Below are 23,485 nucleotides of genomic sequence, written 5' to 3'. Positions count from 1 at the left end.
TGTCAGTTTTAGAGGCTTGTATGGGGCTTATAACGTGCGGAGCATATAGCGTATGGAGTTAAGGTGGTTAGATGATTTCATCGCCTTGGCTGGTACTCGCCATTTCTCTCGAGCAGCAGAAGAGCGCAATGTTACTCAGCCTACGCTGAGTCGTCGCATCAAACTGCTTGAAGATGAGATGGGGGTGACGCTGATTGACCGAAATACTCTGCCGTTAAGCTTAACGCCTGCCGGAGAGGTTTTTCTTTCTGGGGCAGAGAACATGTCGCGCATCGCTCGCGATACAAAATCTCAATGTCGTGAAATTCGCAAGCAAGTAGAAAGTCGTTTACGTTTTGCTACCACGCAAACACTCTACTTGCTGTTTTATCGGAACTGGTTAATGCCAGCTTCTGAGCGACACAGTATTCCGATTGATCTAAACCTGAACTCAACATCCTGGGCTGCCAGCGACTTTGTTGCCGCGTTAACACAAGGGCAGTGCGACCTAGTGTTGTGTTACTGGCATCCGCTGATTAATTTTATACAAGAGCTTGAGGGCCCAGAGTTTGAATACTTGGTGGTGTGCGAGGAAGAGCTAGTTCCTGTTACTGCGTTAGGGGAAGATAATCAGCCTCTCTATCAGCTTCCTGGGAGCCCTCGTAACCCTCTTCCCTATATTAGCTATCACGCAAGTTCATTCTTAAGGCCGCTGGTTGATCACTCATTGCTTAAAGTAGCGCAACCCCCAGATCTAGTTACTATCAATGAAAATATGCACTCGGTGAGTGTCAAGGCCATGATTAAAGAGGGGTTTGGTGTGGGTTGGTTGCCAAAGCGTTTGGTGAGCGAAAGCCTTACTTATAATAGCCTCTCGCTAGCGGGGGATGAACAATGGAATATTCCGCTACAAATTCGTTTATACCGTCTGAAAGATAGCCACCGTGCAACGCTTGATCCTTTTTGGGAAAAAATGCGTGAAGAACTACACACTGACGGACTTATTGAGGTGCAGACTTAATTATGGAAGCTCTATTTAAAGATCACCTAGCCATCCTTGTGCAACGTTGTGCTGCTTTGTTTGAGCAAGAGCAATTGGATGCTATGTTAATTCACTCAGGAAGTACTAAAAATTACTTTCTCGATGACTATGCGCCGGCATTTAAGCCTAATCCACACTTTGTACAATGGATGCCATTTCTAACAGAGCACCCAGAATGCTGGGTGTTGATAAAACCTGGCTGTAAACCAAGCTTATATATCTACTCGCCTGATGATTTTTGGCATATGACAGCGACAGAGCCCACTGATTTTTGGAGTGAGCTATTTGATATCCATCTATATACAGATCAAGCAAATCGGCTAAAGCAGATCAATGTCAATGGTGATATTGCATTGATCTCGGAAAATAATATTGAGCTTCCACAATTAAAAATCAAGCATAATCCAGAGTCGTTGATGCATGCTTTGCATTACCAGCGTGCAGAAAAAACGGCATGGGAGCAACGCTGCATACGTGAAGCTAATCGCATTGCAATTAAAGGCCATCGCTTTACTCGACGTGGGTTTTTTGAAGGTTTAAGTGAGTTTGAGCTGCATCAAGGCTACCTGAGTGCCACGACTCATCTTGAACGTGAATTGCCTTACAGTAATATTGTTGGTCTTAATGAGCATGCCGCTGTTTTGCATTATCAGCATAAGGATCGTATTGCCCCTTCGCAGCACCACACTTTACTGGTGGATGCCGGCGCTGTATGCCATGGATATGTAGCGGATATTACACGTACGGTAAGCCAAGGTAATCAGGATTTTCAGGCTTTGTTGGCCGCGATGGATCAAGCGCAATTAGCCTTGGTTGAAACAATTAAACCGGGTATCTCTTTTCTTACTCTTCATGAAGATATGCACCAAAAATTGTTTTCTATATTGTCTAATGCAGAAATCATTAAACGTGAAGTGGTTCTCTCTCCTGTAGAGAGGCTATCGATTACACGTGCTTTTTACCCACATGGCTTAGGGCATTTGCTCGGCATACAGGTGCATGATATTGGTGGCTGGCAGCAAAACAGTAAAGGCCTCATGCAAGCACCGCCGGAGCAACATCCATTCTTACGTTTAACGCGTACATTGACAGAAAATATGGTGGTTACTGTTGAGCCAGGTTTATATTTTATTCCGTTACTACTGGATCAATTGAAGTCGACACCCCTAGCTTGCCATATTAACTGGGGATTAGTGAACGAACTAACACCATGGGGAGGTATTCGTATTGAAGATAATGTATGTGTTACCTCCACAGGCGTACAGAACTATACTCGTGATGCACTTAATGGATTGAATTAGCAGACAATCTATAGGGCAGGACTTTTGTTGCTTGTTTAAAGCTGGTAATTTGTGGGCAGTGTTTCTAAATAAGGCAAAAAGTCCTGATGAGTCATGATAATAACGATCTACAGGTACCCAATTTAGGGCCTGCAGATCGAAGCCCCGCACCGCTTAACGCCGATCAATCTGGCAAGAAAATGCATTCTGAACACTCTGTTGCAGCCGGAAACAACAATGGCGGTTGGACGACGACATTAATCCTAGTGTTATTGACGGCTGCGTGTAGTGGATTAGGCTATGTCGGGTTTGGTATGCAGCAAACGTTGGTTCAGCAACAGCAGTCATTAAACAGTGCATCAGAACGTATTAATGAACTCGAAAAATTGCTCAATGTTGCTAATGATAGTGCCGTGCAGACCGGCGCAACGTTAGAACAACGCTTAGTAGCGGTGAATCAAGACGCGATAGCAAAATACACACACTATGACACTGAAATAGCTAAGTTATGGGACGTTGCTAATAAGCGTAATAAAGCGAGTTTAGATGCATTAACAGCGGATCTGAAAAGCTTGTCCACTCGTGTTGATAAAACAGAGCAATCTGGCAACGAGCTAGTTAAACTCCAGACAGAACAAGCAAAACAAGTTACTGGTTTTGCTAAAGAGATTGCTCAAGTGAGTTTGTTAACCACGAAAGTGACGGCTGTTGATAAGCAGTTAAATGAGTTGGTAAAAGTAGACGGCCAACGATCTAAAACTCAAGAACTTGTCGCTAAAGAGCAAACAAAATTAAAGGCCAGTACTGCGCAAACACTTGCAGCATCAAAGAAGAATCTTGCCTCACTGAAACAGAACCTAGCAACCTTACAGACACATATTGCTATTGTTGAAGAAACCTTAGGAGATGAGCAGTCACGCCAATTGTCTTCTCTTAAGAAATTAACCAGTCGATTAAGTACGTTGGAAAAAAGGCCTCGTAGCTCTGCAGGCAATGTCGCATCGCGGGTACGCGTGAATGAGCAGGCAATCAGCGCGATCGATGGTACGCGTCGTCAAATGAATAGAGATATGATGTCGCTACAGCGAAAAGTAAATGCGTTGAGCGTGCGTATTAATAAGCTTTAAAGGTTTATTAACGTTAAAAGTAAAATTAATGTTTTTATGAAAACAGCTGGGTTAGGAAGTTCTCTATGTTGAAAGTATACGGCAGCGTGTTATCTCGAGCGGGTATGGTTATGGTCACACTTGAGACGCTAGGGTTAGAGTATGAGCTTATTAGCATAGGTACACGTAGTGAGGCTTCCCAGTCAGCTGAGTATCGGCAGATAAACCCAACAGGCAAAGTGCCAACATTGCAAGATGGAGACTTTGTCCTGTTCGAAACACAGGCCATCTTGTATTACTTAGTCCGGAAGTATGGCGAAGGGCGTCTATGGGCTGACTCGCCAGAAACTGAAGCAGACATATTACGTTGGTCATTGTTTATCAGTAATCAATTGGAAGCCTGCGCACTGGATATGCTGTTGCAGTTCAAAGGTGTTCTGCAGGACGCTAGTGCGTTTGATAAGGCAAATGCTACTTTAGAGCGCTTCTTGCCTGTTTTAGAAGCGCAGCTTGAAGGGAAAGAGTACTTAGTAGGGGATAAAACCATCGCTGATATTCATGGAGCTATGGTCCTTAGCTGGCCAAAACTAGCCGGCTTTGATTATGCTCTTTATCCTAATGTAGCGGCTTGGGTTCGTAGAATTCTTTCATCACCTGAAAATAAAAAAGTGGCTACTGCTGCAAGAATGTAAATAGAAATGTATGCGCTACAGCATATCTATGAACAATAGCATTAAACAAGAGAGTAAAAAATTTGCGCAATCTAGAGCAGCAAGGCAAAATACTCGCTCTTAAAATAGCAAAGGTTGTAAACACGAACCGATGAGGATTCGAACGTTTTTTGCCCTACGGCTGCATGACTCCGTTGTAAGGCAGTTGGCTGATCATGCCGATGGCTTGTGTGAATATGACCGCAAGCTCGAAGTGGACTGGGTTGATTCAGACCAATACCATTTAACCCTTTGCTTTCTTGGTGACACGGCTCTTGATCAAGTTGAATTGCTAGAACAATTAGCAAAGCAACAATTGAAAGATGAGCTATCGTTTCAAGTGTGTTTGGAAAAAGTTAATTATTACGAAATTAGTAAAAAGCTTTCATTAATAGCGGCACTGCCTTCAGAGAATACAGCGTTACGTTCTTTGCAAAAAAGTGTAGCTAGCATGGTTAAAGAGGCTGGCATAAAAAGTGACTTAGCTGATTTTAAACCACATATTACACTAGGGAAGCTGCCTAATAAAAATAAGCTTAAACACCCCAAACAGTGGCCAGAATTAAACTTATATAGTTTGGCTGACTCCGTGGTTTTACTGCAGAGTAAACCTGGCGAGCATGGTTCTGTTTATACACCGTTGTTTGAAATCGACCTGCAAGATCTTGCCTAACGTTTACGTAATCCAAATATTAGGTAAGAAGATCAATAACCCTCAAGCATGAAAACGAGTAAGTATTAAGTATGCGAAGCCCAGAATTATTGTCTCCTGCGGGAACATTAAAAAACATGAAATATGCATTTGCCTATGGTGCAGATGCTGTTTATGCCGGACAGCCTCGATATAGTCTACGGGTGCGTAATAACGACTTTACTATGGCGAATCTTGCTGAGGGTATTGATTACGCTCACCAGTTAAATAAAAAGTTCTTTCTGGCCAGTAATATCTTGCCTCACAATAGCAAGCTGACGACATATATCGATGACCTTCGCCCTGTTATTGCGATGGGACCCGATGCCATTATTATGTCGGACCCAGGTTTAATCATGCTGGTGAAAGAAAACTTCCCAGACATACCGATTCACTTGTCAGTACAAGCGAACACGATGAACTGGGCTGCCGTTAAGTTTTGGCATCAGGCCGGTGTTGAGCGAGTAATACTGTCTCGTGAGTTGTCGTTAGACGAAATTGCTGAGATTCGTCAGCGCTGCCCAGAAATGGAAATTGAAGTTTTCGTACATGGTGCTTTGTGTATTGCTTATTCTGGCCGTTGTTTGCTTTCTGGTTATATTAATAAGCGTGACCCTAATCAGGGTACTTGCACTAATACATGCCGTTGGAAGTACGATGCTCATGAAGCTAAGCAGGATGATTCAGGTGATATCATTCCAGTGCAGTCTTTTGATCCTGCGCAAGTTAAAAATGCACCCGCTTTAGGTGAAGGTGAGCACACAGATAAGATTTTCCTGCTTCAGGAAGAGACTCGTCCGGGTGAATATATGCCTGCTTTTGAAGATGAACATGGCACATATATCATGAATTCAAAAGACCTGCGCGCTATTCAGCATGTACATAAATTAGCAGAGATGGGCGTAGACTCGCTAAAAATTGAAGGGCGTACTAAGTCGCATTATTATGCAGCCCGCACCGCTCAGTCTTATCGTAAAGCAATTGATGATGCTGTCGCTGGACGACCGTTTGATATGGGCCTAATGGATGAGTTGGAAAACTTAGCAAGCCGTGGCTTTACGGAAGGCTTTTATCGTCGTCATGTGCATGATGAGTATCAAAACTATGAAACAGGGCACTCTATCGGTGTGCATCAGCAGTTTGTTGGTGAAGTGTCGAACTACGATGCAGAAGCAGGCATGATGACCATTGAAGTGAAAAATCACTTTAAGCAGGGTGATACGCTTGAGCTGATGACACCAACAGGTAACCGAAAATTCACATTGGGTACTATGATCAACAAACGCGGTGAATCTGTGGATGTTGCACCAGGTTCTGGTCATGTTATGCAAATACCCATGGATTTCGAAGCGGGTATTGATATGAGCTATGCTTTATTGATGCGCGATTTACCCAATGCACCAGGTGCTGTGTAACCGCTAACAACCACTGATCTATTAAAGGTGCTCAAGGGCGCCTTTTTTAACGGCTTATGAATCACATTAGAAAAGATAAATATAAATTCAGTCAAGCATTGCGGCCTTTTTCATTTGCCGTAGCACTAATTGCTTGTGGTGCCGGTGTTTCACTTGCGTGGGCTGATGGTGGGCAGAACCTGCCCAATATCTTATTAGTGCTACTGGGTGGGGTTTTGTTGCAAGCTGGTGTTAACTTGATTAATGACTATTCAGATATCAGTGATCACTATAATTTAGAGGTTGATCAGGCAGCGGCGATAAAACAAAACTTTCGAATAGGCTTGTGCTGCTTTGCGCTAGCGACCTTGATAGGCTTATGGTTTGTCTACCAGATAGGTGTGGATTTCTTATATTTATGCCTCGTTGGCTTAGTTGGTGCTCTGGGCTACACATTACGACCGGTTAACTATAAAAGTAGAGGGTTGGGTGTCGTCTTGGTGTTTTGGTTGATGGGCGTGTTAATGGTGGTTGGCAGCTATCTAGCCGTTATGGGGCAATGGAGCGTTTCCATTATTCTCTTCAGTATTCCTATTAGTTTATTGGTATCTCTATTGCTGCTAAGTAACGAGCTAAGAGATTTTGAGGCCGATAAGCAAGCCAACATACAAACATTGGTGGTGCGGATTGGTTACTCAGCAGGTAGCTTTATTTATAAGATGATTATTGTCTGCGTGGCATTAAGCGTGGTATTGCTAGCATGGTGGTTTAATCATGCTTGGTTGTTATCTGGGCTAATCGCATTTGCTTTTTTACCAAAGCTACTTGTTTTACTTAAAGCCAATGCCCCAGAACGAGTGGCATTGACTAAGGGGAGTGGGCGTTTTTTGATGGCCTTCGGGGTGCTTTATAATTTCTCTTTGCTCTTTGTCACGTCTCCACTCGTTTGAATCAACATATGAACGGTTGTTGTGGCAATGGCTTCTAGGTCATCGCGATTTACATAGATGCCATCGTTAAACAGTCTACACAGTCCATGCAGTGCGGCCCAGCTGGCTTGTGCGATGCGCAGCGTTGGCTCTTCTTGATTAAATAAATTCTTTTCTTTGAGTTCTTCTACCCATTCTACCCAAATTCTAAAGCTGCTTTTTGATATCACTTTTAGTGATTCAGTGGGTGTGCCTGTCTTCCATATTTCACGACCGAACATGAGATCGTAAGTTTCTGGCTGCTCATTGGCAAAGCGAATATAGGCGAGTACGTATTGCTTAAATAAAGCCGCGGGTGCCAGTTTTGGGTATTGGGCAGGTATTTTCTTTACTGCTTGATCTTGCAGTAAAAAACCTTGTTCAGCGATAGCGCATAGCAGTTCGTTTTTATCTTTAAAATGATGATAAGGGGCGGTTCTGGATACGCCGACTTGGTCGGCAAGCTTTCGTATAGAAAGTGTCTCAACGCCGCCTTCACGAATAATTTTCGTAGCTGTGTCCAGTAGTGTTTTGCGCAGGTCACCATGGTGATACGTCTTTTTATCTTTAGTCATGGGGCGAAATTTATCAAGCAATCTTGACACTGTCAAAATAGAATATTATCTTGACACTGTCTAGATTGAGAAAATGATAATAAGTTAAGGGAATTCAGATGAGCTACCAAACCTTTGATCTGATGGTAAATGAGAAAATTGCACACCTGCAATTGAATCGGCCAGAGGCATATAATTCTATGAGCCGAGAGTTTTGGCGTGAATTTCCAGACGCTATAAGAGCTCTGGATACAACGGCAGAAGCTCGCGTACTGGTTATTTCATCAACGGGTAAGCATTTTTGCGCAGGAATGGATTTAGCGGTTTTTACTCAACCAGACCCTGATATGTTTCAAGGAGAGGCAGGGCGGCGCGCAGAAGGGATGCGCCGTTTAGTGCAGCAGTTACAGGCCTGCTTTTCTGTACTGGAAGAGGTTCGTATGCCCGTACTCATAGCAGTACAAGGCGGATGTATTGGCGGAGCCTTAGATCTGGTGTGTGCGAGTGATATGCGTTATTGCACCCAAGATGCCTTCTTCACTGTTAAAGAGACAGAGCTGGGGATGACGGCCGATTTAGGTACGTTACAACGTTTACCGCAGCTCATTGCTCCAGGTTTAGCGCGAGAGCTGGCCTATACGGGACGGAAGATGTTAGCTGCAGAAGCGCTTACCTCAGGTTTTGTAAATGAAGTGTTTGATGATCCAGACCAAATGCTCACTGGTGTTATGCAAATTGCTGAATTGATTTCACAAAGATCGCCGTTAGCGGTAACCGGTTGCAAGCAGATGATCAATTACGCACGCGATCACAGCACGGCTGATAGTTTGAGTTATATGGCGACGTGGCAGGCCGGTATGTTTCAGCCCGCGGATATGATGCAAACATTTGCGGCGAAGATGTCAGGTAAACAACCTGATTTTGAAGGGCTAAGACCCATAAAAGCTGCCTTCACAGAATAAGAAAACAAAAATAAAATAACAGAATCTACAGAGAGAGCCGACATGAGCCATTCACAATATCCAAATTTGCTAACGCCGTTGGACCTAGGGTTTACCACATTAAAGAACCGCGTTTTGATGGGGTCTATGCACTTAGGGTTGGAAGAGGCACCCAATGGTTTTGAGCGTATGGCTGCATTTTATGCAGAACGTGCGCGTGGTGGCGTTGCCATGATTGTGACAGGAGGCATCGGCCCTAACTCTGAAGGTGCTGTGCATTCAGCTGCCGCGTTAATGACGACGCCAGAAGATGTTACGCATCATCGTATCGTGACTGATGCCGTGCATGCTGAAGATGCAAAAATTTGTATGCAAATCCTGCATACCGGCCGTTATGCGTATAACCCGAAGCTGGTGGCTCCGTCTGCTGTACAAGCGCCTATTAATCCGTTTCCGCCGCATCCGTTGACGCAAGATGAGATCGAACAACAAATTCAGGACTTTGTGAACTGTGCCTCGCTCGCTAAAGAAGCGGGTTATGATGGTGTCGAAATCATGGGCTCTGAAGGTTACCTACTCAACCAGTTTATCGTTTCGCGCACCAATCAACGTGAAGACGAATGGGGTGGTGAATATGAGCAGCGTATTCGCTTTCCGGTAGAGGTTGTTCGCCGTGTACGTGAAGCGGTAGGAGCGGACTTTATCATTATCTACCGCTTATCTATGCTCGACCTAGTTGAAGGCGGAAGCTCGCAAGAAGAAGTGGTGCAGTTGGGTAAAGCGATAGAAAAAGCCGGTGTGACTATCATCAACACGGGTGTTGGTTGGCATGAGGCGCGCATCCCGACGATTGCCACTAAGGTGCCGCGAGCAGCGTTTACTTGGGTGACTGCTGCAATACGCAAAGCCTTATCGGTCCCTGTAATTACCTCTAACCGTATTAATACACCCGATGTAGCTGAAGATGTGCTGGCGCGTGGCGATGCCGATATGGTCTCGATGGCGCGTCCGTTCTTGGCTGACCCTGAGTTTGTACTAAAATCGGCTGAAAATCGTGCAGATGAAATCAATACCTGTATTGGTTGTAACCAAGCCTGTTTAGACCATATTTTTGTAGGCAAGCTAACGAGCTGTTTGGTCAATCCGCGAGCGTGCCACGAAACAGAATTAGTGATCGAGATGGCTTCCCAGAGTAAAAAGGTAGCCGTTGTCGGCGCGGGCCCCGCAGGTTTAGCCTTTGCTACCACTGCCGCTAAAAGAGGCCACCAAGTCACATTGTTTGATGCAGCCAGTGAAGTGGGAGGGCAATTCAATATTGCTAAACGCATTCCGGGTAAAGAAGAGTTTTACGAAACCATCCGTTACTTTGCTAAGCAGATAGAACTGAGCAATGTAAATTTACAGCTAAACACACGTGTGACAGCTGATATGCTTGAAAGTAGTGACTTTGATGAAGTCGTGATAGCCACCGGCATTACACCGCGGTTACCTGAGATTGACGGCATCACTCACCCCAAGGTACTTAACTATCTAGATGTAATGAATGGCAAGGATGTCGGCCATAAAGTCGCGGTGATTGGTGCCGGTGGTATAGGCTTTGATATCAGTGAAGCCTTGGTGCATCAAGGCGTAGCGACCAGCCAGAATATCCCTGCTTTTATGAAGCAGTGGGGTGTTGATATGAGTATGTCTGCTCGTGGTGGAGTAGAGCAGATAGAACAAAACTTTGCACCCGCCGCACGAGAAGTCACCTTGTTGCAGCGTAAAAAGACCAAAGTAGGCGCAGGCCTAGGTAAAACCACCGGTTGGATTCACCGCGCAGATCTGGTGAATAAAGGCGTGAAAATGCTCAACAACTGCGAATACCAAAAAATTGATGATCAAGGTCTCCATATATTGGTTAAAGGGGAGCCGCAACTGCTGGCTGTGGATAACGTGATTATCTGCGCAGGCCAAGATCCATGCCGTGAGCTGGCTGATCAGATTAAAACCAAAACTGTTCATTTGATTGGCGGTGCTGATGTCGCAGCTGAGCTGGACGCAAAGCGTGCCATTGATCAGGGGACGAGGTTAGCAGCGAAAATGTAGCGGATCGACATCCGCTATGTTGAAACAAGAAATGCCGTTTCACTAATGTGAAGCGGCTTTTTTTTGTGAGCCATGCAGGAAGGTAAAAGCTGCTGGAGTATTCAGGTGGACATAGGTTTGTTAGCGCCTCTGCTTTGGTCGACTGAACCGACAGCCAACAACAGATGAAACGTGAGCGAACCTTCCTGTTGATAAGTAAGCTCTATTTTATGCGCATCTATACAGTATATTTTCATTTTCTCAGGTTACGTGCGCGTTTTGCCACAAATGGATTGCCCATTGTGCACGGTTTGTTATGGTATTTAATTAGAAAGTTATGCGTTATCAAGTAGATAAGGAAAAGCGCAGGTAAGATACTGTGCAAGTTAATGTCATCAAAACGCGCATGCTTGTTTTCAACGGAGGAAAATAACAGATGCAGTCAAAAAATCTCTATTTATCAATCCTCTCCACAGTAATGCGCTTTAGGCAGTTTGCGCGTAAACGCGCATGCGCAGTATTAAAATGTTAGTGCCCTCAGAATATTGGAGTTAAGCCGGATAAATGGAAATTATTGTAGGCCTCTTCATCGTTTTTTATTTGTTTATGCTGACAGCAACATTTATAAATAAGCACAAGATGAAATGGGCTGAAATTCGCAAAAAGTATTCATTCACAAGAAATGAAATTAAGCGTATTGAATCAGAAACGAAACCAGGCAGAATTTTCTACGCAATTAATAACGATTGGAGTAATACCAACCTTATTAGTGTTTGCAAACAACAAGAGTTTATATATATATGGGGCAGCGAGCTTTCATGCGGCTGGCTGTTTCAGCCACTAAAAATACCTATTTCAGATATGAATTATATAAAAACTAGAATGTGCTTTTTTCGCACTAGAGATGTATATGAAATTTTCACATCAAATATTTCACTACAATATGCAGTGCCCAGAGAGCACTAACAAGTGGGTCGTTGGGACGCTGCACCGCTGCGCGCCCTAAGCGTTGTTCACCCTTTCGGTGCGTACCAGCGTAGACCAACGCATTTTTTAAACACTAACTAAGGAGTTACCTCCATGAAGATCGCCTCACTCTTGACACTTACAGCCGCACTGCTTATTTCAGGGTGTGCATCTGTAGAAATGGCGTCAAAGGCTGAATCAGCAAAAGCAAAAGAATTCAATCCACCTAGCCAAGGTAACGCTGGTGTATACATTTATCGTGACAGTTTCGTTGGCAAAGCCCTCAAGAAAGATATTTGGATTGATGGAAAGTGCATCGGCGAGAGTGCGCCAGATGTGTTTTTCTATACGGAAGTTGAGGGTGGTGAAACGCACAAAGTCGATACAGAATCTGAGTTTTCATCAAACGCCCTTGAGTTAATGGTCGAGTCCGGCAAAAATTACTTCATTCGGCAGTTCATCAAGTTGGGCGTGTTCGTTGGTGGCGCTGGGTTAGAGCAAATAACTGAAGAGCAGGGCAAAAAAGATGTGGCCAAGCTCGAAATGGCAAAGCCGGGCAAGTGTAGTGCGCCACAATAACCGCATGGGCTATCAACGCCCAACAAACGCATGCAGTTGGACGGCTAGTCGGTTGCCGTCTATCCGCCACTAATACTTGACGTTAATGTCTACTTGGGGGCGAAAGCAGGTTTGTTGTGTCTTAGATTCTGGTTAAGCTAATTCTGTAGAGTAAAAAGCAAGCCTGATAACTCAGGCTCACTTTGGGTAAATGATTCATGCGGAACATGAGTTCCGATGAAACCCTATCACGCAGAGTCTAAAGGTTAGTCCCCGTATACCTCTCCCTCTCTGCGTGGGTCAGCTGCTCCGGTAAGTTTATTATCTTTCAATAAAATAGCGTGAATGCCCGAGTTTAAGTCCCGTACATTAACTTTATAGCCCATCGTTTCTAGTGGTGTTTTGAACTGCTCGGCACTGGTGCCTTTTTCTAGGTCGTAGGTGCCAAAGCGGTTTACAAGGTGGGGTAGGTTGATGGCGTCTTGAATCGTCATATCCCAATCAAAGTGGGCAATTAGGGTGTTAGCTACGTAACCGATAATGCGTGAGCCACCGGGTGAGCCGATAGCCATATAGGGTGCATCATCTTTCATTACAATGCTGGGCGACATAGACGAGCGTGGGCGCTTGCCAGGTTCTAGGCGGTTGGCGATTGGGTAGCCATTTTTATGTGAAGCAAATGAGAAGTCAGTTAACTCGTTGTTGAGTAAAAAACCGTTACTCATTAAGCGGGAGCCAAAACCGTTTTCGATAGTGGTGGTCATGGAAACAATATTGCCCTCTTTATCCGCTATTACAAAGTGGCTGGTCGATGGAAGCTCAATTGACTCGTCATCTGCAAGCGCCACTTTTTGCGTGCTCCCCCATGCTGGTTCTCCTGCTGTTACCTGCTCTTTGCTAAGGGCTGTTCCCAGTGTTATCAGTTTGGCGCGTTCTGCTAAGTAGCTTGGATCAAGCAGCCCTTGGGGCATAGGCACATAATCACTATCAGCCATATAGCGTCCTCGGTCAGCAAAGGCTAAACGGGATGCGTCACCAATAACTTGCCAAGATTGTGGGTTGTCTTTCCCTAAGCTTTTTAGATCAAAGTGACTCGATATGCCCAGAATTTGCCCAACGGTAAGGGCACCTGAGCTTGGTGGCCCCATGCCGCATACATCATATTGATGGTAAGGCGCACACGTAGCAGGACGTTCTTTTACTTGGTAAGCCGCAAAATCTCGGGTGGATAAAACGCCGGGGTTGTCGGCTGCTGAACGCACTCTGGAGACGATATCCTGCGCTATTTTTCCATTGTAGAAAGCATCGGCGCCATTACCGGCTAATGTTGTTAGCGTGTCAGCATATTTTTGGTTTTTGAGGCGTTGCCCCGCAGAGAGCGGTGAGCCATCTTCATTGAAAAAATATGCCTTAGTATCTGGATAGCGGCTTAGGCGCTCAGCATCTGCGGCAATTGAGCCCGCTAAACGTGGTGAAACAATAAAGCCCTGCTGTGCCTGGCTAATGGCAGGCTTTAGTAAAGACTCCCATGATTGTTTTCCATAGCGTTTATGGACGCTTTCTAATAGCTTGACGGTACCGGGTGTACCGACAGAGCGCCCGCCAACTACCGCATCATAAAACTTCATGGTGCTGCCGTCAGCGTTTTGAAATAGCGCAGGTGTTGCTGCTAGCGGTGCTGTTTCACGGCCATCAAAGGTCGTGACCTGCTTAGTTTTGGCGTCGTAATAAACGAGAAATGCACCACCGCCGAGCCCTGATGATTGTGGCTCAACAAGGCCAAGCATGACTTGCACGGCGACCAGCGCATCAGCAGCGGAGCCTCCTGCTTTTAGTACCTCATAACCCGCCTTTGCCGCCAGTGGGTTTGCTGCAGCAACCATATAGTCTTTAGCGGATACGCTAGTTTTGCTGCTAGTGCCACTTGCAACTTCCGGAGCCACGGAATCCGCCACTTGAGAGGTGGCCAGTGCAGGTGTTGAGGCAAGCGCCACACTGATTAAAATAGCGAGAGTGTTATGTTTTAACATTGTCAGCGTCCTTTAATTTTTTATTGTTAGAGCCGTTGTTCAGTCTATGCATCAGTGTATAAAGTGAAGTGCGCATTGGTGCACTTTCCTGTGCCATTATTACCTCCTTTTGTGCCATAAATTTTGATTCTTTTATTTGATGTGCGAAAGAGGCAGGGCCATTCTATTTAATACCTGGCGCATCACAAAGCTCGTTCGGATACTCGATACGCCTTCTATTTGATTGAGCTCTTTCAATAAAAACATTTCGTAATAAGACATATCGGGCATGACTACTTTTAACAGGTAGTCGGCATCGCTGCCAGTGATCAATGAGCACTCCAATACTTCGTTATAAGTTGAAATGCTCCGCTCGAAGTGATTCAGTGTTTTCGGGAGCTGCTTTTCAAGGCTTGCTTGGATGAAGATGGTGAGAAAATTATCTATAAAGATTATGTACATATTGTTGTGGTCCTATCGACCACTCTTTTTTGTCCACGAAAAGCGTGTGTTATGTTAATGAAAGAAGTGCATGAACTAGCTTTTCAGGGCAGTAGTAGGGAGCGCTTTTTGGTGTTACTAGTGGGGTATCAATGATCTGAATATTATAAGATGCTAAGTGTTGTTGAGTCTGTGTATCAATATCAGTAAAGCGGGAGTCTAGCAAAATAACATTGAGGAATTGGTCGTTTTCTTTTTTTATGTCCTCCGCTTTTAGATATTTCAATAACTGCTGGATCGCTTGCGAAATTGTTGTTCTATATAGCTCAGGGTCTTTTCCTAGACTCGGTATATAAACTTTTGGGCATATATTTTCTTGGATGGACTCTGACACGCCAACCGGTAATAGGTTAGTAAGAATACTGCTGTAAAAGCTACCAGGAGGGTAGCAAATTAAATCGGCTTCTTTAATTAAAGACCTAAGTGAAGTGCTTAGCTGGCATTGCGTTTTTTGATAATAATCAGGATCACTGCTCAAGCTGATATCTTTAATACGGGACTCTAGCGGCGGTGCTTCTTTCCCCGTGATTCTGTGTTGTCCGACAATGCGCTGCCCATCTTCTAAATGGGCGGTCAGATGAAGACTTTCTTCCGTGATAGCGTGCACTTTACCTAGCGTATTAATAAGTTTACTGAGCAGATATATGACTGGCTCAAGTTGTCGATTATGTGTTAAGTATCCTCCTGAGATTAAAAGATTACCGATACTTGCCCCGCGTAAGTTAAAGTTTTCAGGCATGACGTTGATAAAGAAGGTGAGTAAGTTTCTAACCAAGTCCCGCATGGGTTGTTGGATAGCGACTATTAATGGGTCTGTGCCCTCTGCAATACTTGATAACTGCGTTGTTAATTCGGCATCTGTGGAGCATTCGGGTAAACGATAATTGAACAGTGCATAAATAGCAGGGCTTCCTTTTACGGTTTCATCCGCTAAAGCAAGCAAGCGATTACGTAAATCACCAATAGCCGGCATATCAAATGCGGTGCGTAATTTGGCGGAACTACCACCAGAGTCAAATGCAGTCACAAGGTGCACAGAGTTGTGCGTATAGTGTTTGAGCATTCTACTGGTTTGTTTAAGTGCGCTGCCGCCTGAAAAAAACAATATCCTTGGGCCTAGTTCAGGGCTCTTATAGTAACGACTGATCCTCATTGGGTCCGGCAATGCTGCTTGGCGTTGAATGAGGATTTTATTCATATTTGTAACCTTATATAAAGCTTCAGCGTCGTGTTAAACAAAAAATAAATGGATACCTATATGATAGGCTAACACTGCTGAATTCTCAGTAGATATTCACATAAAGGTCCTAAATGCCAAGAAATAAAACATCTATTCTTAATATAGTACTGACCAAAAGCCTCTATTCAGATTCGACAAAATGGCTAGCTAAGTAATTATGTTTGTAGGATCTATAGTTACGGCATTTTACTTTCTTTAGGTGTACAACTATCTTAATACTATTAGTAATTTAGCATGAGTGAACTGATTGTTACCTACAAGCATAAGGATGTAATTTGAGAAATTTTGCGAATTACCTCACTCTTTCAGGACGCCCTTCTTGTATAGAAGAGAAAGACTTTCGACGATTCGTGATCATCACGGTTATAGGGGGGGTTTGCAGGCTGTGTTCACTTCGCTCTGATTCCTGTTTTTTTTAGTATCGGGGCCATTGAAATGGCATTAATTAATATCGCCAGCGTTATTGCATGGGGGTATGGTTTATTTCTCAATGGTAAAGGAAGGCAAGCTGATGCCATATTAGTGATATGCACTGAAGTGTGGGTTCACTCGGTATGTGCGGCTATTTTTCTTGGTTTGGAGGTTGGTTTTCAGCATTATTTATGGGCTATTTCTGCATTAGCCATTTTGAATACGCGACTTAATTATTTATATGCTTCGTTTTACAGCCTGTCGTTTATTCTTACTTTTGCTCTTCTTTATCTGCTCTGTGCAGATGTCTCTTATCAGTATAAATATAGTGAGTATGTTGAGGCCGTTCATTTTATAAATATCATGGTAGCAGGTATTCCTTTTATCATTTCTATGATGGTTATTCGTTTCATTTCAGTTACTCAAGAAGATGCTATGGCTAAGTTGGCATCGTTAGATAGTTTGACTGGGCTCTATAACCGCAGAATGGCGACAGAAATATCGCTTAAAATACTTCAGCAAGCTTCAAGAAGCGGTGAGCCTGTCAGTATGGCATTAGGTGATATTGATTACTTCAAAAAAATTAATGATAGCTTTGGTCACGCTGAAGGTGATCATGTTTTATGTGAAGTCGCATTGTTTTTCAGATCCCGGTTGCGTGAAGCCGATATTATTTCTCGCTGGGGAGGGGAAGAGTTTCTTATTGTTTTACCCGGTGTAGATGGTGAGGCTGCGTATTCTAAAATTAACAAAATTTGTCAATTTTTTGAAAAAGAAGTGCGGCTCGAAAGTGATACTAGCTATGTTGCTCAAATGAGCTTTGGGGTGGTTGAATGCACTCCGGGTGTTACATTTGGGGAATGTCTCAAGCGTGCTGATGAGGCATTGTATTTAAGTAAAGAACAGGGTCGGAATAAAGTAACGCTTTCAAAAAATTAGATCATTAACCTCCTAATATTAACGAAGATATTGGTCCCTGCTTATTCCAAGTTAAGACTAACGCCCAACCCCGCATAGTGATTGATTTGGTGTATAATCCTGCCACACATAGGCTCATGAGAGCCAATCATGATAAAGAACCAGAGCAGTGGAGAGCCTCGAATGAGCGTTATTCGCCAAGACGATTTCGTCGATAGCATCGCAGATGCGTTACAGTTTATCTCCTATTATCACCCACTTGATTTTATCAAAGGGGTGCACGAAGCATACTTGAAAGAAGAGAACCAAGCGTCTAAGGATGCGATGGCTCAGATTTTGATTAATTCACGTATGTGCGCAGAAGGGCACCGTCCTATTTGCCAGGATACTGGTATTGTTACCGTGTTCCTTAAAATCGGTATGGATGTTCAGTGGGATGCCAAAATCGGTGTTACCGAGATGGTGAATGAAGGCGTACGTCGTGCTTATATGCACCCAGATAACGTATTGCGTGCTTCTATTTTGGCTGATCCTGCCGGAAAACGTCAAAATACCAAAGATAACACTCCTGCAGTTATCCATTATGAAATAGTGGATGGGGCAGAAGTTGAAGTACATATCGCAGCAAAAGGCGGTGGTTCTGAGAACAAATCTAAAATGGTGATGCTAAACCCATCCGACAGTATTGTTGATTGGGTTGTTAAAACGGTTCCTACAATGGGCGCTGGTTGGTGTCCTCCAGGTATGTTGGGTATAGGTATTGGTGGTACGGCTGAAAAAGCAGCTGTGTTGGCTAAAGAATCATTGATGGGCTCTATCGATATTCACGAACTGCGTGAACGTGGGCCTCAGAATCGCATAGAAGAGCTGCGTCTTGAAATTATGGATGCAGTCAATGCGTTGGGCATTGGTGCTCAGGGTCTAGGTGGTCTTACTACAATCCTTGATGTGAAAATTATGGATTACCCAACTCATGCTGCTTCTTTGCCGGTTGCTATGATTCCTAACTGTGCAGCAACACGACATACTCACTTTACGCTTGATGGAAATGGTCCTGCGGTTCTTACACCTCCGAACTTGGATGATTGGCCAGAAGTTACTTTTGAGGTAGGTGCTAGTACTCGTCGTGTGAATTTGGATGAGATTACGCCAGAAGATGTCAAAGACTGGAAAGTAGGCGAGACTGTTTTACTTAACGGTAAAATGCTTACTGGTCGTGATGCTGCACATAAGCGCATGATTGAAATGCTCAATAACGGTGAAGAGCTTCCTGTTGATCTTAAAGGCCGATTTATTTACTACGTTGGCCCCGTTGATCCAGTAGGCGATGAAGTCGTTGGTCCTGCAGGTCCGACAACGTCAACACGTATGGATAAATTTACACGCCAGATTTTAGAAAGTACTGGATTACTAGGTATGATCGGCAAATCTGAACGTGGTCCTACGGCGATAGAAGCGATTAAGGATAATCAAGCTGTATATCTGATGGCTGTTGGTGGCGCTGCTTATCTGGTTTCTAAGGCTATTGTTGGTTCTAAGGTGTTGGCATTCCCAGAAATGGGTATGGAAGCTATTTATGAATTCGAAGTGAAAGATATGCCAGTAACGGTTGCCGTAGATGTGAATGGCGAGTCTGTTCACAATACCGGCCCTGCAAAATGGAAAGATATTATTGCCACGCAAGCATAGTGTTTAAGCAATAAATAAAAAGCGGCTTAGGCCGCTTTTTTTATACTTACTTTTACTAGACGGTTTCGGTGTTGTGAAGGCGGTTACCACCTTGTAAGTGTGCTTTAGATACCGCTTTTAAGCTCTTAAGAACAAAGGCGTCCCTATTGGTATCGCTTCCTGCTGCTTGGGTCGGTGTATGGGTTGTGGCAATGCCAATACTTGCCGTTATTATTTTTGCTGACTCTGATCCAGTGTGCTCAATTTGTAGCTCTTCTATGTCTTTACGAATTTTCTCTGCTATTGATAACGCAATGTTATTGGGTGTTATAGGCAGTAAAATTGCAAATGTGTCTTCATCGTAACGGGCAACAAAATCGCGTGTTTTGCGTTTATGGCTTTGTAATATCGGGCTTATGCGGGCAAGTAGCCAATCGCCACGTTCGGGACCAAAAGTGTCAACGAAACGTTTAAAGTAATCCACTTCGAGCAGTATTAAGGATAGCGGTGTGTGTTTTCGCAGGCTTTGCTCCCATTCTAACTTTAAGGTTTCTTCAAACATCCGGTGGTTAGATAGGTCTGTAATATTATCGTTGCGTCGCTGTATACCTGCACTATTTAGCATCCTTGAAATCAGCATGACAATAACCAAGGTTACACCGCCAACAGCAGGTGCTAGTGGTAACCAGTAGCCATAATTGACTGCTACTACCGGTAACATGAGTAAGCCTATACCTACTACAATCGCTATGTATCGGATGACGGGGAAGCGTGTTAAAAAGAAAAGAATACTGTAGCTTAATGCGGTAATTAGGACGGCGTAAGATACTCCCCAGATTGGTAGAATCGGAGTTAGTAACGAGCTGTTATTAAGTGCTGTATATAAGTTTGCTTGTAACGCGGTTCCCGATAACATTTCTCGGTTATTTTTGATTGGTACTAAAAATGTCGGTTCCAAACCTGTTGCTTCAATACCAACTAACACTGTTTTGTTAGTAAAGGTCTTTTTGTAATCGCTGCCTTCTAGAACGTCGATAAAACTAAAATGCTGATACGATTTTGGATTGCGGTGAAAAGGTACTAAAACTTCTAAATCTCGCATCCACTTGCTATTAATACCGACACGTGAAGAAGGGCTGCGGGTGCCAGGTAAAAAGCCAGAGTAGGGCGTGAGGCCATGTAAAGCTGCTAATCCAAATGCAGGCCACTGTGGTGTGTCTATACCTGCTTTTAGGTAAGTTCGTCGTACATAGCCATCGTTATCCACTTCTACATCCACATGCCCTAACGAACTACCAGGGATAGCTACTTTTCCTCTGAAGGGATAGATAAGAGAACCGCGCTCAGCAAAAACTGGCAAAACTACATTGCCGTGATCAGCAATAGCTTGCTTGAGTATTGGGTCGTGAGAGTTAGGCGTGTTATCGGGCTCAACAAAGGCGATGTTATAACCGATAACAGCGGCGCCTTCCATGTCTAACTTTTGGATCATTTCAGCGTGCAAGTAACGAGGCCAAGGCCAGCGTCCTAATGCTTCAAGACTTTTATCATCAATATCAATGATGACGAGCTCATCAGAGGCATGGTTTAGGTCTTTTTGGCTGAATAAATCGTAGAGAAAGTTTTCAAATGTGGTCTGTACAGGCATAAATGCAATGATGAGCACAAATGCCTGGCAGAGTAGAAAACCTATATCTTTTTGGCGGAAAAGATTCATGTAGTAGCAGTGTTCACTTACAACAGAATAATAAGAGCAAGAGTGCTCCAGATAATAGCAGGCATATAGCTATCAACTGGTACTTCTATTTTCTGTGTACTTGACCAACTTCCCGCATAATTGTCACTATCAAAACCGCGAACGCGCATGAAGTAAGTGCCTGAAGCAGGTTTCTTTAACGTTGCCTCAGCCGTACTGACTTCTTTATCAGCAATAATCTTACTAAAGTCTTTATTATTCGCTAGTTGAATCTGGTAGTGAGTAGCAGTTTCATCCTCTTTCCAAGAAAATCCCAGTTCTGTTTTGCTTGTTGTCGGCTCTCTAAGGTCCGGCGTAGCGGGTGTAGGCCTGACGGTTATTTGATTGATATGACCACGAGGGCCTACTTTTCCCTCTGCATTAATGCTGGTCACTCGCCAGAAGTACACTCCCGCTTTTGCAATGCTGGTGGTGAGCTGCTGATCGTTCAGTATGCTGGCGGGATGGGTTAAACTGGTGAAATCGTCCTCGGAAGAAAGCTCAAAACGGTACTCTTTGGCTTCTTCTGGCTGAGTCCAAACAAACGTTGTTTTTCCCGTGTATACAGGATCTTTAGGGCGCGGTGATTGAATGCTTGGTGGAAATGGTCTTGCGTCAATAGTAAAGCTTTGTAATGACTCTAAACCCTGTAGTCCATTTGCATCAGCGGCTTTTACGCGAAGCCAGTACTGACCATCTTTTAGCGAAGCTGGGATGTTTAGTTTTGCAGGCTTACCTAAGTTATCCAAAATTATACGCGAAAACTCTTCTTGGTCTGATAGTTGACTACGGTAGGAAACGGCGCCCGTAATTTCATTCCAGCTAAGGCGAGCGGGTAAATAATGAATAGTTTTAATTGTAGGAACGGCCGGTGCCACTAATAACCGTTTTGGCTTTTGTGGTGCAGAATTTTTCGTAGTTAACGTTCCAAATTTTTGACGTACTTTCGTGCTGCCTAAGGTATTAGCAACATCGATTCTGCCTTGTGTTACCTCGGCTGCTGTTTGAGTTTTATCAGCTCGAATACGATATACCGTGCCACGAGTGGTTGCGAAAGCGGAAGGTGTTTCAATGACAAAGCGAGAACCTGGCGATTGAGCAGGGTTAGCTCGAATTTCAGCTTCGCCGGCCTTTAGGAGTACGTTGATATCAATAACATTTCGATTAGAGCCAATGATGCTTGCTTGGTTGATAACGAACTCACTTTCAGCGTTCAGTAAAATTTGAGTATTATCTTCAAACTTTAATAAAGCACTGGCATTGCTTCCTGTTTTTATTAAATCACCCTCCTGAAGGGTTTGGTCTGTAAGTGATTTCTCAGATTTGTCAGCTGCGCTGATTAAGGTTACAGGACCTGATACTTCAATCAGTTGAATGCGTGCTTGGCGACGCTGAATCATTGATGTCGGGATGCGTAAAATGGTACCTGCAGCCATCAAACGATCATTGTTTACATTATTTAAACGTTCTACTTCTTGCCAGCTGCGCCAATCAGTGAGCAATTCATGCGCAATCTTCCAAATATTGTCTCCGGGCTGCATCTCATATTCCCATACAGACTCTTCAGCACGTGACACGTTACTCAATAATAGAATGAGTAATGTCATGATAGTGATTAGTTTTGGAATACGTCGCTTGTTAGCAGCAAGATGTGGCATTTTTTCAACCCGTTAACATATTAGACGCGAATTATATCAGCCTTTTCTGATAGGGGGCAGCCGAGAGGTTGATTATTCATTAGGCATTAAGATGGCTGCTTTTTAATGATGCTGATTAGCTTGCTTTCAATCTCATCCCAGTCGAGTTGAGTTTGTGTAATAAGCTCTAGCCTTGAATCTCGTCGCCATGCAATCGGTTGAGTGGTCGTTTCATCAAGTACTCGGTTATATAAGACTCGTGCGTGTCCGATTCTAAAGACACCTTTTAAGCGCCAAACATTGTTTAGTGAGTTCAGAAGTTCTAGTAAGCGATCATGTTCAAATTGATCATCAGGATGAAAAACCCAACCACAGCTAAATGCATCTTTATTGGACCCCGTTTTTTTTATCGGCTTTCCTGGTTGAGCAAGAAATAGTGAGGGAAGCGCTGTGTTTGTTGTGTTGTGCTTGTGTGCATCAGGGTGGCTTGATTTCAGCGATGTATTGCGTGCAAGATCGAGTAATTGGATATCAAATGAGCTTTGAGTTGCTTGAACAACCTGCTGTTTTGGCGGGAACATCTGTTCAGAGAGTTGTTGTGCTTCATTTACTTGTTCTGATGTAGCAAGGTCGCATTTATTTAATACAACGACATCGGCAAGATTTAATTGATCAATAAAAGCTTGATGGCGTAACACTTCAGGTTGCTCTAAGACCCGTGGATCTAATAAACAAATAATACTACGCAGTGAAAGGACGTCCTTAAATGACTCGCTTTGCAATATGTCGATTAAGCCTTCAGGGTGTCCTAATCCGGTCGGTTCTATAATGATACGATCAGGCTGGGTACGCCGGATCAGCATCGCTAAGCTGATGGTTAGTGCTGGACCTAGGGCACAACAGACACAGCCACCTGCTATCTCTTTAATCTGTAAGCCCGACTTTTCAGGCAGTAATGTTTGATCGACGCCTACTTGCCCAAATTCGTTAACGACAATGGCCCACGTTTCATCTGCTGGCTTTTGAGCTATAAGTTGATTAAGCGCTGTTGTTTTACCAACACCTAAGAAGCCTGTAATAATATTGGTAGGAATGTTTGTGAGCATGAAA

Annotated in this window: 20 protein-coding genes; 13 read left to right on the top strand and 7 right to left on the bottom strand. The window is 43.9% G+C overall.

Going from position 1 to position 23,485, the window contains the following annotated elements; all coding sequences use genetic code 11:
- Positions 1-52 precede the first annotated feature (52 nt).
- The 7 genes from NEJAP_RS14085 to NEJAP_RS14055 all read left to right on the top strand — a co-directional run bounded on the left by NEJAP_RS14085 (position 53) and on the right by NEJAP_RS14055 (position 7,152).
- Positions 53-1,000, top strand: a complete 948-nt coding sequence (locus NEJAP_RS14085) for a LysR family transcriptional regulator (RefSeq protein WP_201347830.1) — start codon at positions 53-55, stop codon at positions 998-1,000.
- A gap of 2 nt (positions 1,001-1,002) precedes the next feature.
- A complete protein-coding gene (pepQ, locus tag NEJAP_RS14080) occupies positions 1,003-2,322 on the top strand; it encodes a Xaa-Pro dipeptidase (protein WP_201347829.1) in 1,320 nt (439 codons plus the stop codon).
- An 86-nt stretch (positions 2,323-2,408) separates the two neighbouring features.
- Positions 2,409-3,428: a hypothetical protein gene (locus NEJAP_RS14075; RefSeq protein WP_201347828.1), complete on the top strand. Its 1,020-nt coding sequence runs from the start codon at positions 2,409-2,411 to the stop codon at positions 3,426-3,428.
- Positions 3,429-3,493: 65 nt separating this feature from the next.
- Positions 3,494-4,099 (top strand): glutathione S-transferase family protein, encoded by a 606-nt coding sequence (locus tag NEJAP_RS14070; protein WP_201347827.1) that lies wholly within the window; start codon positions 3,494-3,496, stop codon positions 4,097-4,099.
- A 130-nt stretch (positions 4,100-4,229) separates the two neighbouring features.
- Complete coding sequence (thpR, locus tag NEJAP_RS14065) at positions 4,230-4,790, top strand: RNA 2',3'-cyclic phosphodiesterase (protein WP_201347826.1); 561 nt, start codon at positions 4,230-4,232, stop codon at positions 4,788-4,790.
- A gap of 71 nt (positions 4,791-4,861) precedes the next feature.
- Positions 4,862-6,223, top strand: coding sequence for a tRNA 5-hydroxyuridine modification protein YegQ (yegQ, locus tag NEJAP_RS14060; protein WP_201347825.1), 1,362 nt, complete (start codon positions 4,862-4,864; stop codon positions 6,221-6,223).
- Positions 6,224-6,279: 56 nt separating this feature from the next.
- Positions 6,280-7,152: a prenyltransferase gene (locus NEJAP_RS14055; RefSeq protein ID WP_201347824.1), complete on the top strand. Its 873-nt coding sequence runs from the start codon at positions 6,280-6,282 to the stop codon at positions 7,150-7,152.
- Here the strand turns inward: NEJAP_RS14055 and NEJAP_RS14050 are convergent.
- Positions 7,110-7,745, bottom strand: a complete 636-nt coding sequence (locus NEJAP_RS14050; RefSeq protein ID WP_201347823.1) for a TetR/AcrR family transcriptional regulator — start codon at positions 7,743-7,745, stop codon at positions 7,110-7,112. The two genes, NEJAP_RS14055 and NEJAP_RS14050, sit on opposite strands and share 43 nt — an antisense overlap.
- Positions 7,746-7,843: 98 nt before the next feature.
- Here NEJAP_RS14050 and NEJAP_RS14045 point away from each other — a divergent pair, with 98 nt between their 5' ends.
- The 4 genes from NEJAP_RS14045 to NEJAP_RS14030 all read left to right on the top strand — a co-directional run bounded on the left by NEJAP_RS14045 (position 7,844) and on the right by NEJAP_RS14030 (position 12,277).
- Positions 7,844-8,686 (top strand): crotonase/enoyl-CoA hydratase family protein, encoded by an 843-nt coding sequence (locus tag NEJAP_RS14045; RefSeq protein WP_201347822.1) that lies wholly within the window; start codon positions 7,844-7,846, stop codon positions 8,684-8,686.
- Positions 8,687-8,728: 42 nt separating this feature from the next.
- On the top strand, positions 8,729-10,753 hold the full coding sequence (locus tag NEJAP_RS14040) for an FAD-dependent oxidoreductase (protein WP_201347821.1): 2,025 nt from the start codon (positions 8,729-8,731) through the stop codon (positions 10,751-10,753).
- Positions 10,754-11,296: 543 nt separating this feature from the next.
- Positions 11,297-11,698: a hypothetical protein gene (locus NEJAP_RS14035; RefSeq protein ID WP_201347820.1), complete on the top strand. Its 402-nt coding sequence runs from the start codon at positions 11,297-11,299 to the stop codon at positions 11,696-11,698.
- 114 nt (positions 11,699-11,812) lie between these two features.
- Entirely contained in the window at positions 11,813-12,277 is a 465-nt protein-coding gene (locus NEJAP_RS14030) for a DUF2846 domain-containing protein (protein ID WP_201347819.1), read from the top strand.
- 245 nt (positions 12,278-12,522) lie between these two features.
- Here NEJAP_RS14030 and ggt read toward each other — a convergent pair whose 3' ends face one another.
- The 3 genes from ggt to NEJAP_RS14015 form a co-directional block, all read right to left on the bottom strand.
- The gene (ggt, locus tag NEJAP_RS14025) at positions 12,523-14,286 is read right to left on the bottom strand and encodes a gamma-glutamyltransferase (protein ID WP_201347818.1); all 1,764 of its coding nucleotides are present in this window, start codon (positions 14,284-14,286) and stop codon (positions 12,523-12,525) included.
- A gap of 132 nt (positions 14,287-14,418) precedes the next feature.
- Positions 14,419-14,727, bottom strand: coding sequence for an Lrp/AsnC ligand binding domain-containing protein (locus tag NEJAP_RS14020; RefSeq protein WP_201347817.1), 309 nt, complete (start codon positions 14,725-14,727; stop codon positions 14,419-14,421).
- A 49-nt stretch (positions 14,728-14,776) separates the two neighbouring features.
- Positions 14,777-15,964, bottom strand: coding sequence for a GAK system CofD-like protein (locus tag NEJAP_RS14015; RefSeq protein WP_236590942.1), 1,188 nt, complete (start codon positions 15,962-15,964; stop codon positions 14,777-14,779).
- 477 nt (positions 15,965-16,441) lie between these two features.
- On the opposite strand from NEJAP_RS14015, the gene NEJAP_RS14010 reads away from it, so the two are divergent.
- Both NEJAP_RS14010 and NEJAP_RS14005 read left to right on the top strand, forming a co-directional pair.
- Positions 16,442-17,356 carry a GGDEF domain-containing protein gene (locus NEJAP_RS14010; protein ID WP_201347816.1) on the top strand — a complete coding sequence of 305 codons (915 nt, stop codon included), beginning with the start codon at positions 16,442-16,444 and terminating at the stop codon, positions 17,354-17,356.
- Positions 17,357-17,518: 162 nt separating this feature from the next.
- The gene (locus NEJAP_RS14005; protein WP_201347815.1) at positions 17,519-19,024 is read left to right on the top strand and encodes a fumarate hydratase; all 1,506 of its coding nucleotides are present in this window, start codon (positions 17,519-17,521) and stop codon (positions 19,022-19,024) included.
- A 55-nt stretch (positions 19,025-19,079) separates the two neighbouring features.
- Here NEJAP_RS14005 and NEJAP_RS14000 read toward each other — a convergent pair whose 3' ends face one another.
- The 3 genes from NEJAP_RS14000 to NEJAP_RS13990 form a co-directional block, all read right to left on the bottom strand.
- Positions 19,080-20,720, bottom strand: coding sequence for a CHASE2 domain-containing protein (locus NEJAP_RS14000; RefSeq protein ID WP_201347814.1), 1,641 nt, complete (start codon positions 20,718-20,720; stop codon positions 19,080-19,082).
- A 17-nt stretch (positions 20,721-20,737) separates the two neighbouring features.
- The gene (locus NEJAP_RS13995) at positions 20,738-22,396 is read right to left on the bottom strand and encodes a FecR domain-containing protein (RefSeq protein WP_201347813.1); all 1,659 of its coding nucleotides are present in this window, start codon (positions 22,394-22,396) and stop codon (positions 20,738-20,740) included.
- Positions 22,397-22,482: 86 nt separating this feature from the next.
- The gene (locus NEJAP_RS13990) at positions 22,483-23,481 is read right to left on the bottom strand and encodes a CobW family GTP-binding protein (RefSeq protein WP_201347812.1); all 999 of its coding nucleotides are present in this window, start codon (positions 23,479-23,481) and stop codon (positions 22,483-22,485) included.
- Positions 23,482-23,485 lie beyond the last annotated feature (4 nt).

Origin of the sequence: Neptunomonas japonica JAMM 1380, assembly GCF_016592555.1 — a bacterium.
GTDB lineage: Bacteria > Pseudomonadota > Gammaproteobacteria > Pseudomonadales > Balneatricaceae > Neptunomonas > Neptunomonas japonica_A.
This window is presented reverse-complemented; position numbering and strand designations above follow the sequence as displayed.

Bases quoted from the DNA above. Each gene is read 5' to 3' on its own strand.
- NEJAP_RS14085 (WP_201347830.1), top strand. From the start codon at position 53: ATGGAGTTAAGGTGGTTAGATGATTTCATCGCCTTGGCTGGTACTCGC.
- pepQ (WP_201347829.1), top strand. From the start codon at position 1,003: ATGGAAGCTCTATTTAAAGATCACCTAGCCATCCTTGTGCAACGTTGT.
- NEJAP_RS14075 (WP_201347828.1), top strand. From the start codon at position 2,409: ATGAGTCATGATAATAACGATCTACAGGTACCCAATTTAGGGCCTGCA.
- NEJAP_RS14070 (WP_201347827.1), top strand. From the start codon at position 3,494: ATGTTGAAAGTATACGGCAGCGTGTTATCTCGAGCGGGTATGGTTATG.
- thpR (WP_201347826.1), top strand. From the start codon at position 4,230: ATGAGGATTCGAACGTTTTTTGCCCTACGGCTGCATGACTCCGTTGTA.
- yegQ (WP_201347825.1), top strand. From the start codon at position 4,862: ATGCGAAGCCCAGAATTATTGTCTCCTGCGGGAACATTAAAAAACATG.
- NEJAP_RS14055 (WP_201347824.1), top strand. From the start codon at position 6,280: ATGAATCACATTAGAAAAGATAAATATAAATTCAGTCAAGCATTGCGG.
- NEJAP_RS14050 (WP_201347823.1), bottom strand. From the start codon at position 7,745: ATGACTAAAGATAAAAAGACGTATCACCATGGTGACCTGCGCAAAACA.
- NEJAP_RS14045 (WP_201347822.1), top strand. From the start codon at position 7,844: ATGAGCTACCAAACCTTTGATCTGATGGTAAATGAGAAAATTGCACAC.
- NEJAP_RS14040 (WP_201347821.1), top strand. From the start codon at position 8,729: ATGAGCCATTCACAATATCCAAATTTGCTAACGCCGTTGGACCTAGGG.
- NEJAP_RS14035 (WP_201347820.1), top strand. From the start codon at position 11,297: ATGGAAATTATTGTAGGCCTCTTCATCGTTTTTTATTTGTTTATGCTG.
- NEJAP_RS14030 (WP_201347819.1), top strand. From the start codon at position 11,813: ATGAAGATCGCCTCACTCTTGACACTTACAGCCGCACTGCTTATTTCA.
- ggt (WP_201347818.1), bottom strand. From the start codon at position 14,286: ATGTTAAAACATAACACTCTCGCTATTTTAATCAGTGTGGCGCTTGCC.
- NEJAP_RS14020 (WP_201347817.1), bottom strand. From the start codon at position 14,727: ATGTACATAATCTTTATAGATAATTTTCTCACCATCTTCATCCAAGCA.
- NEJAP_RS14015 (WP_236590942.1), bottom strand. From the start codon at position 15,964: ATGAATAAAATCCTCATTCAACGCCAAGCAGCATTGCCGGACCCAATG.
- NEJAP_RS14010 (WP_201347816.1), top strand. From the start codon at position 16,442: ATGGCATTAATTAATATCGCCAGCGTTATTGCATGGGGGTATGGTTTA.
- NEJAP_RS14005 (WP_201347815.1), top strand. From the start codon at position 17,519: ATGAGCGTTATTCGCCAAGACGATTTCGTCGATAGCATCGCAGATGCG.
- NEJAP_RS14000 (WP_201347814.1), bottom strand. From the start codon at position 20,720: ATGAATCTTTTCCGCCAAAAAGATATAGGTTTTCTACTCTGCCAGGCA.
- NEJAP_RS13995 (WP_201347813.1), bottom strand. From the start codon at position 22,396: ATGCCACATCTTGCTGCTAACAAGCGACGTATTCCAAAACTAATCACT.
- NEJAP_RS13990 (WP_201347812.1), bottom strand. From the start codon at position 23,481: ATGCTCACAAACATTCCTACCAATATTATTACAGGCTTCTTAGGTGTT.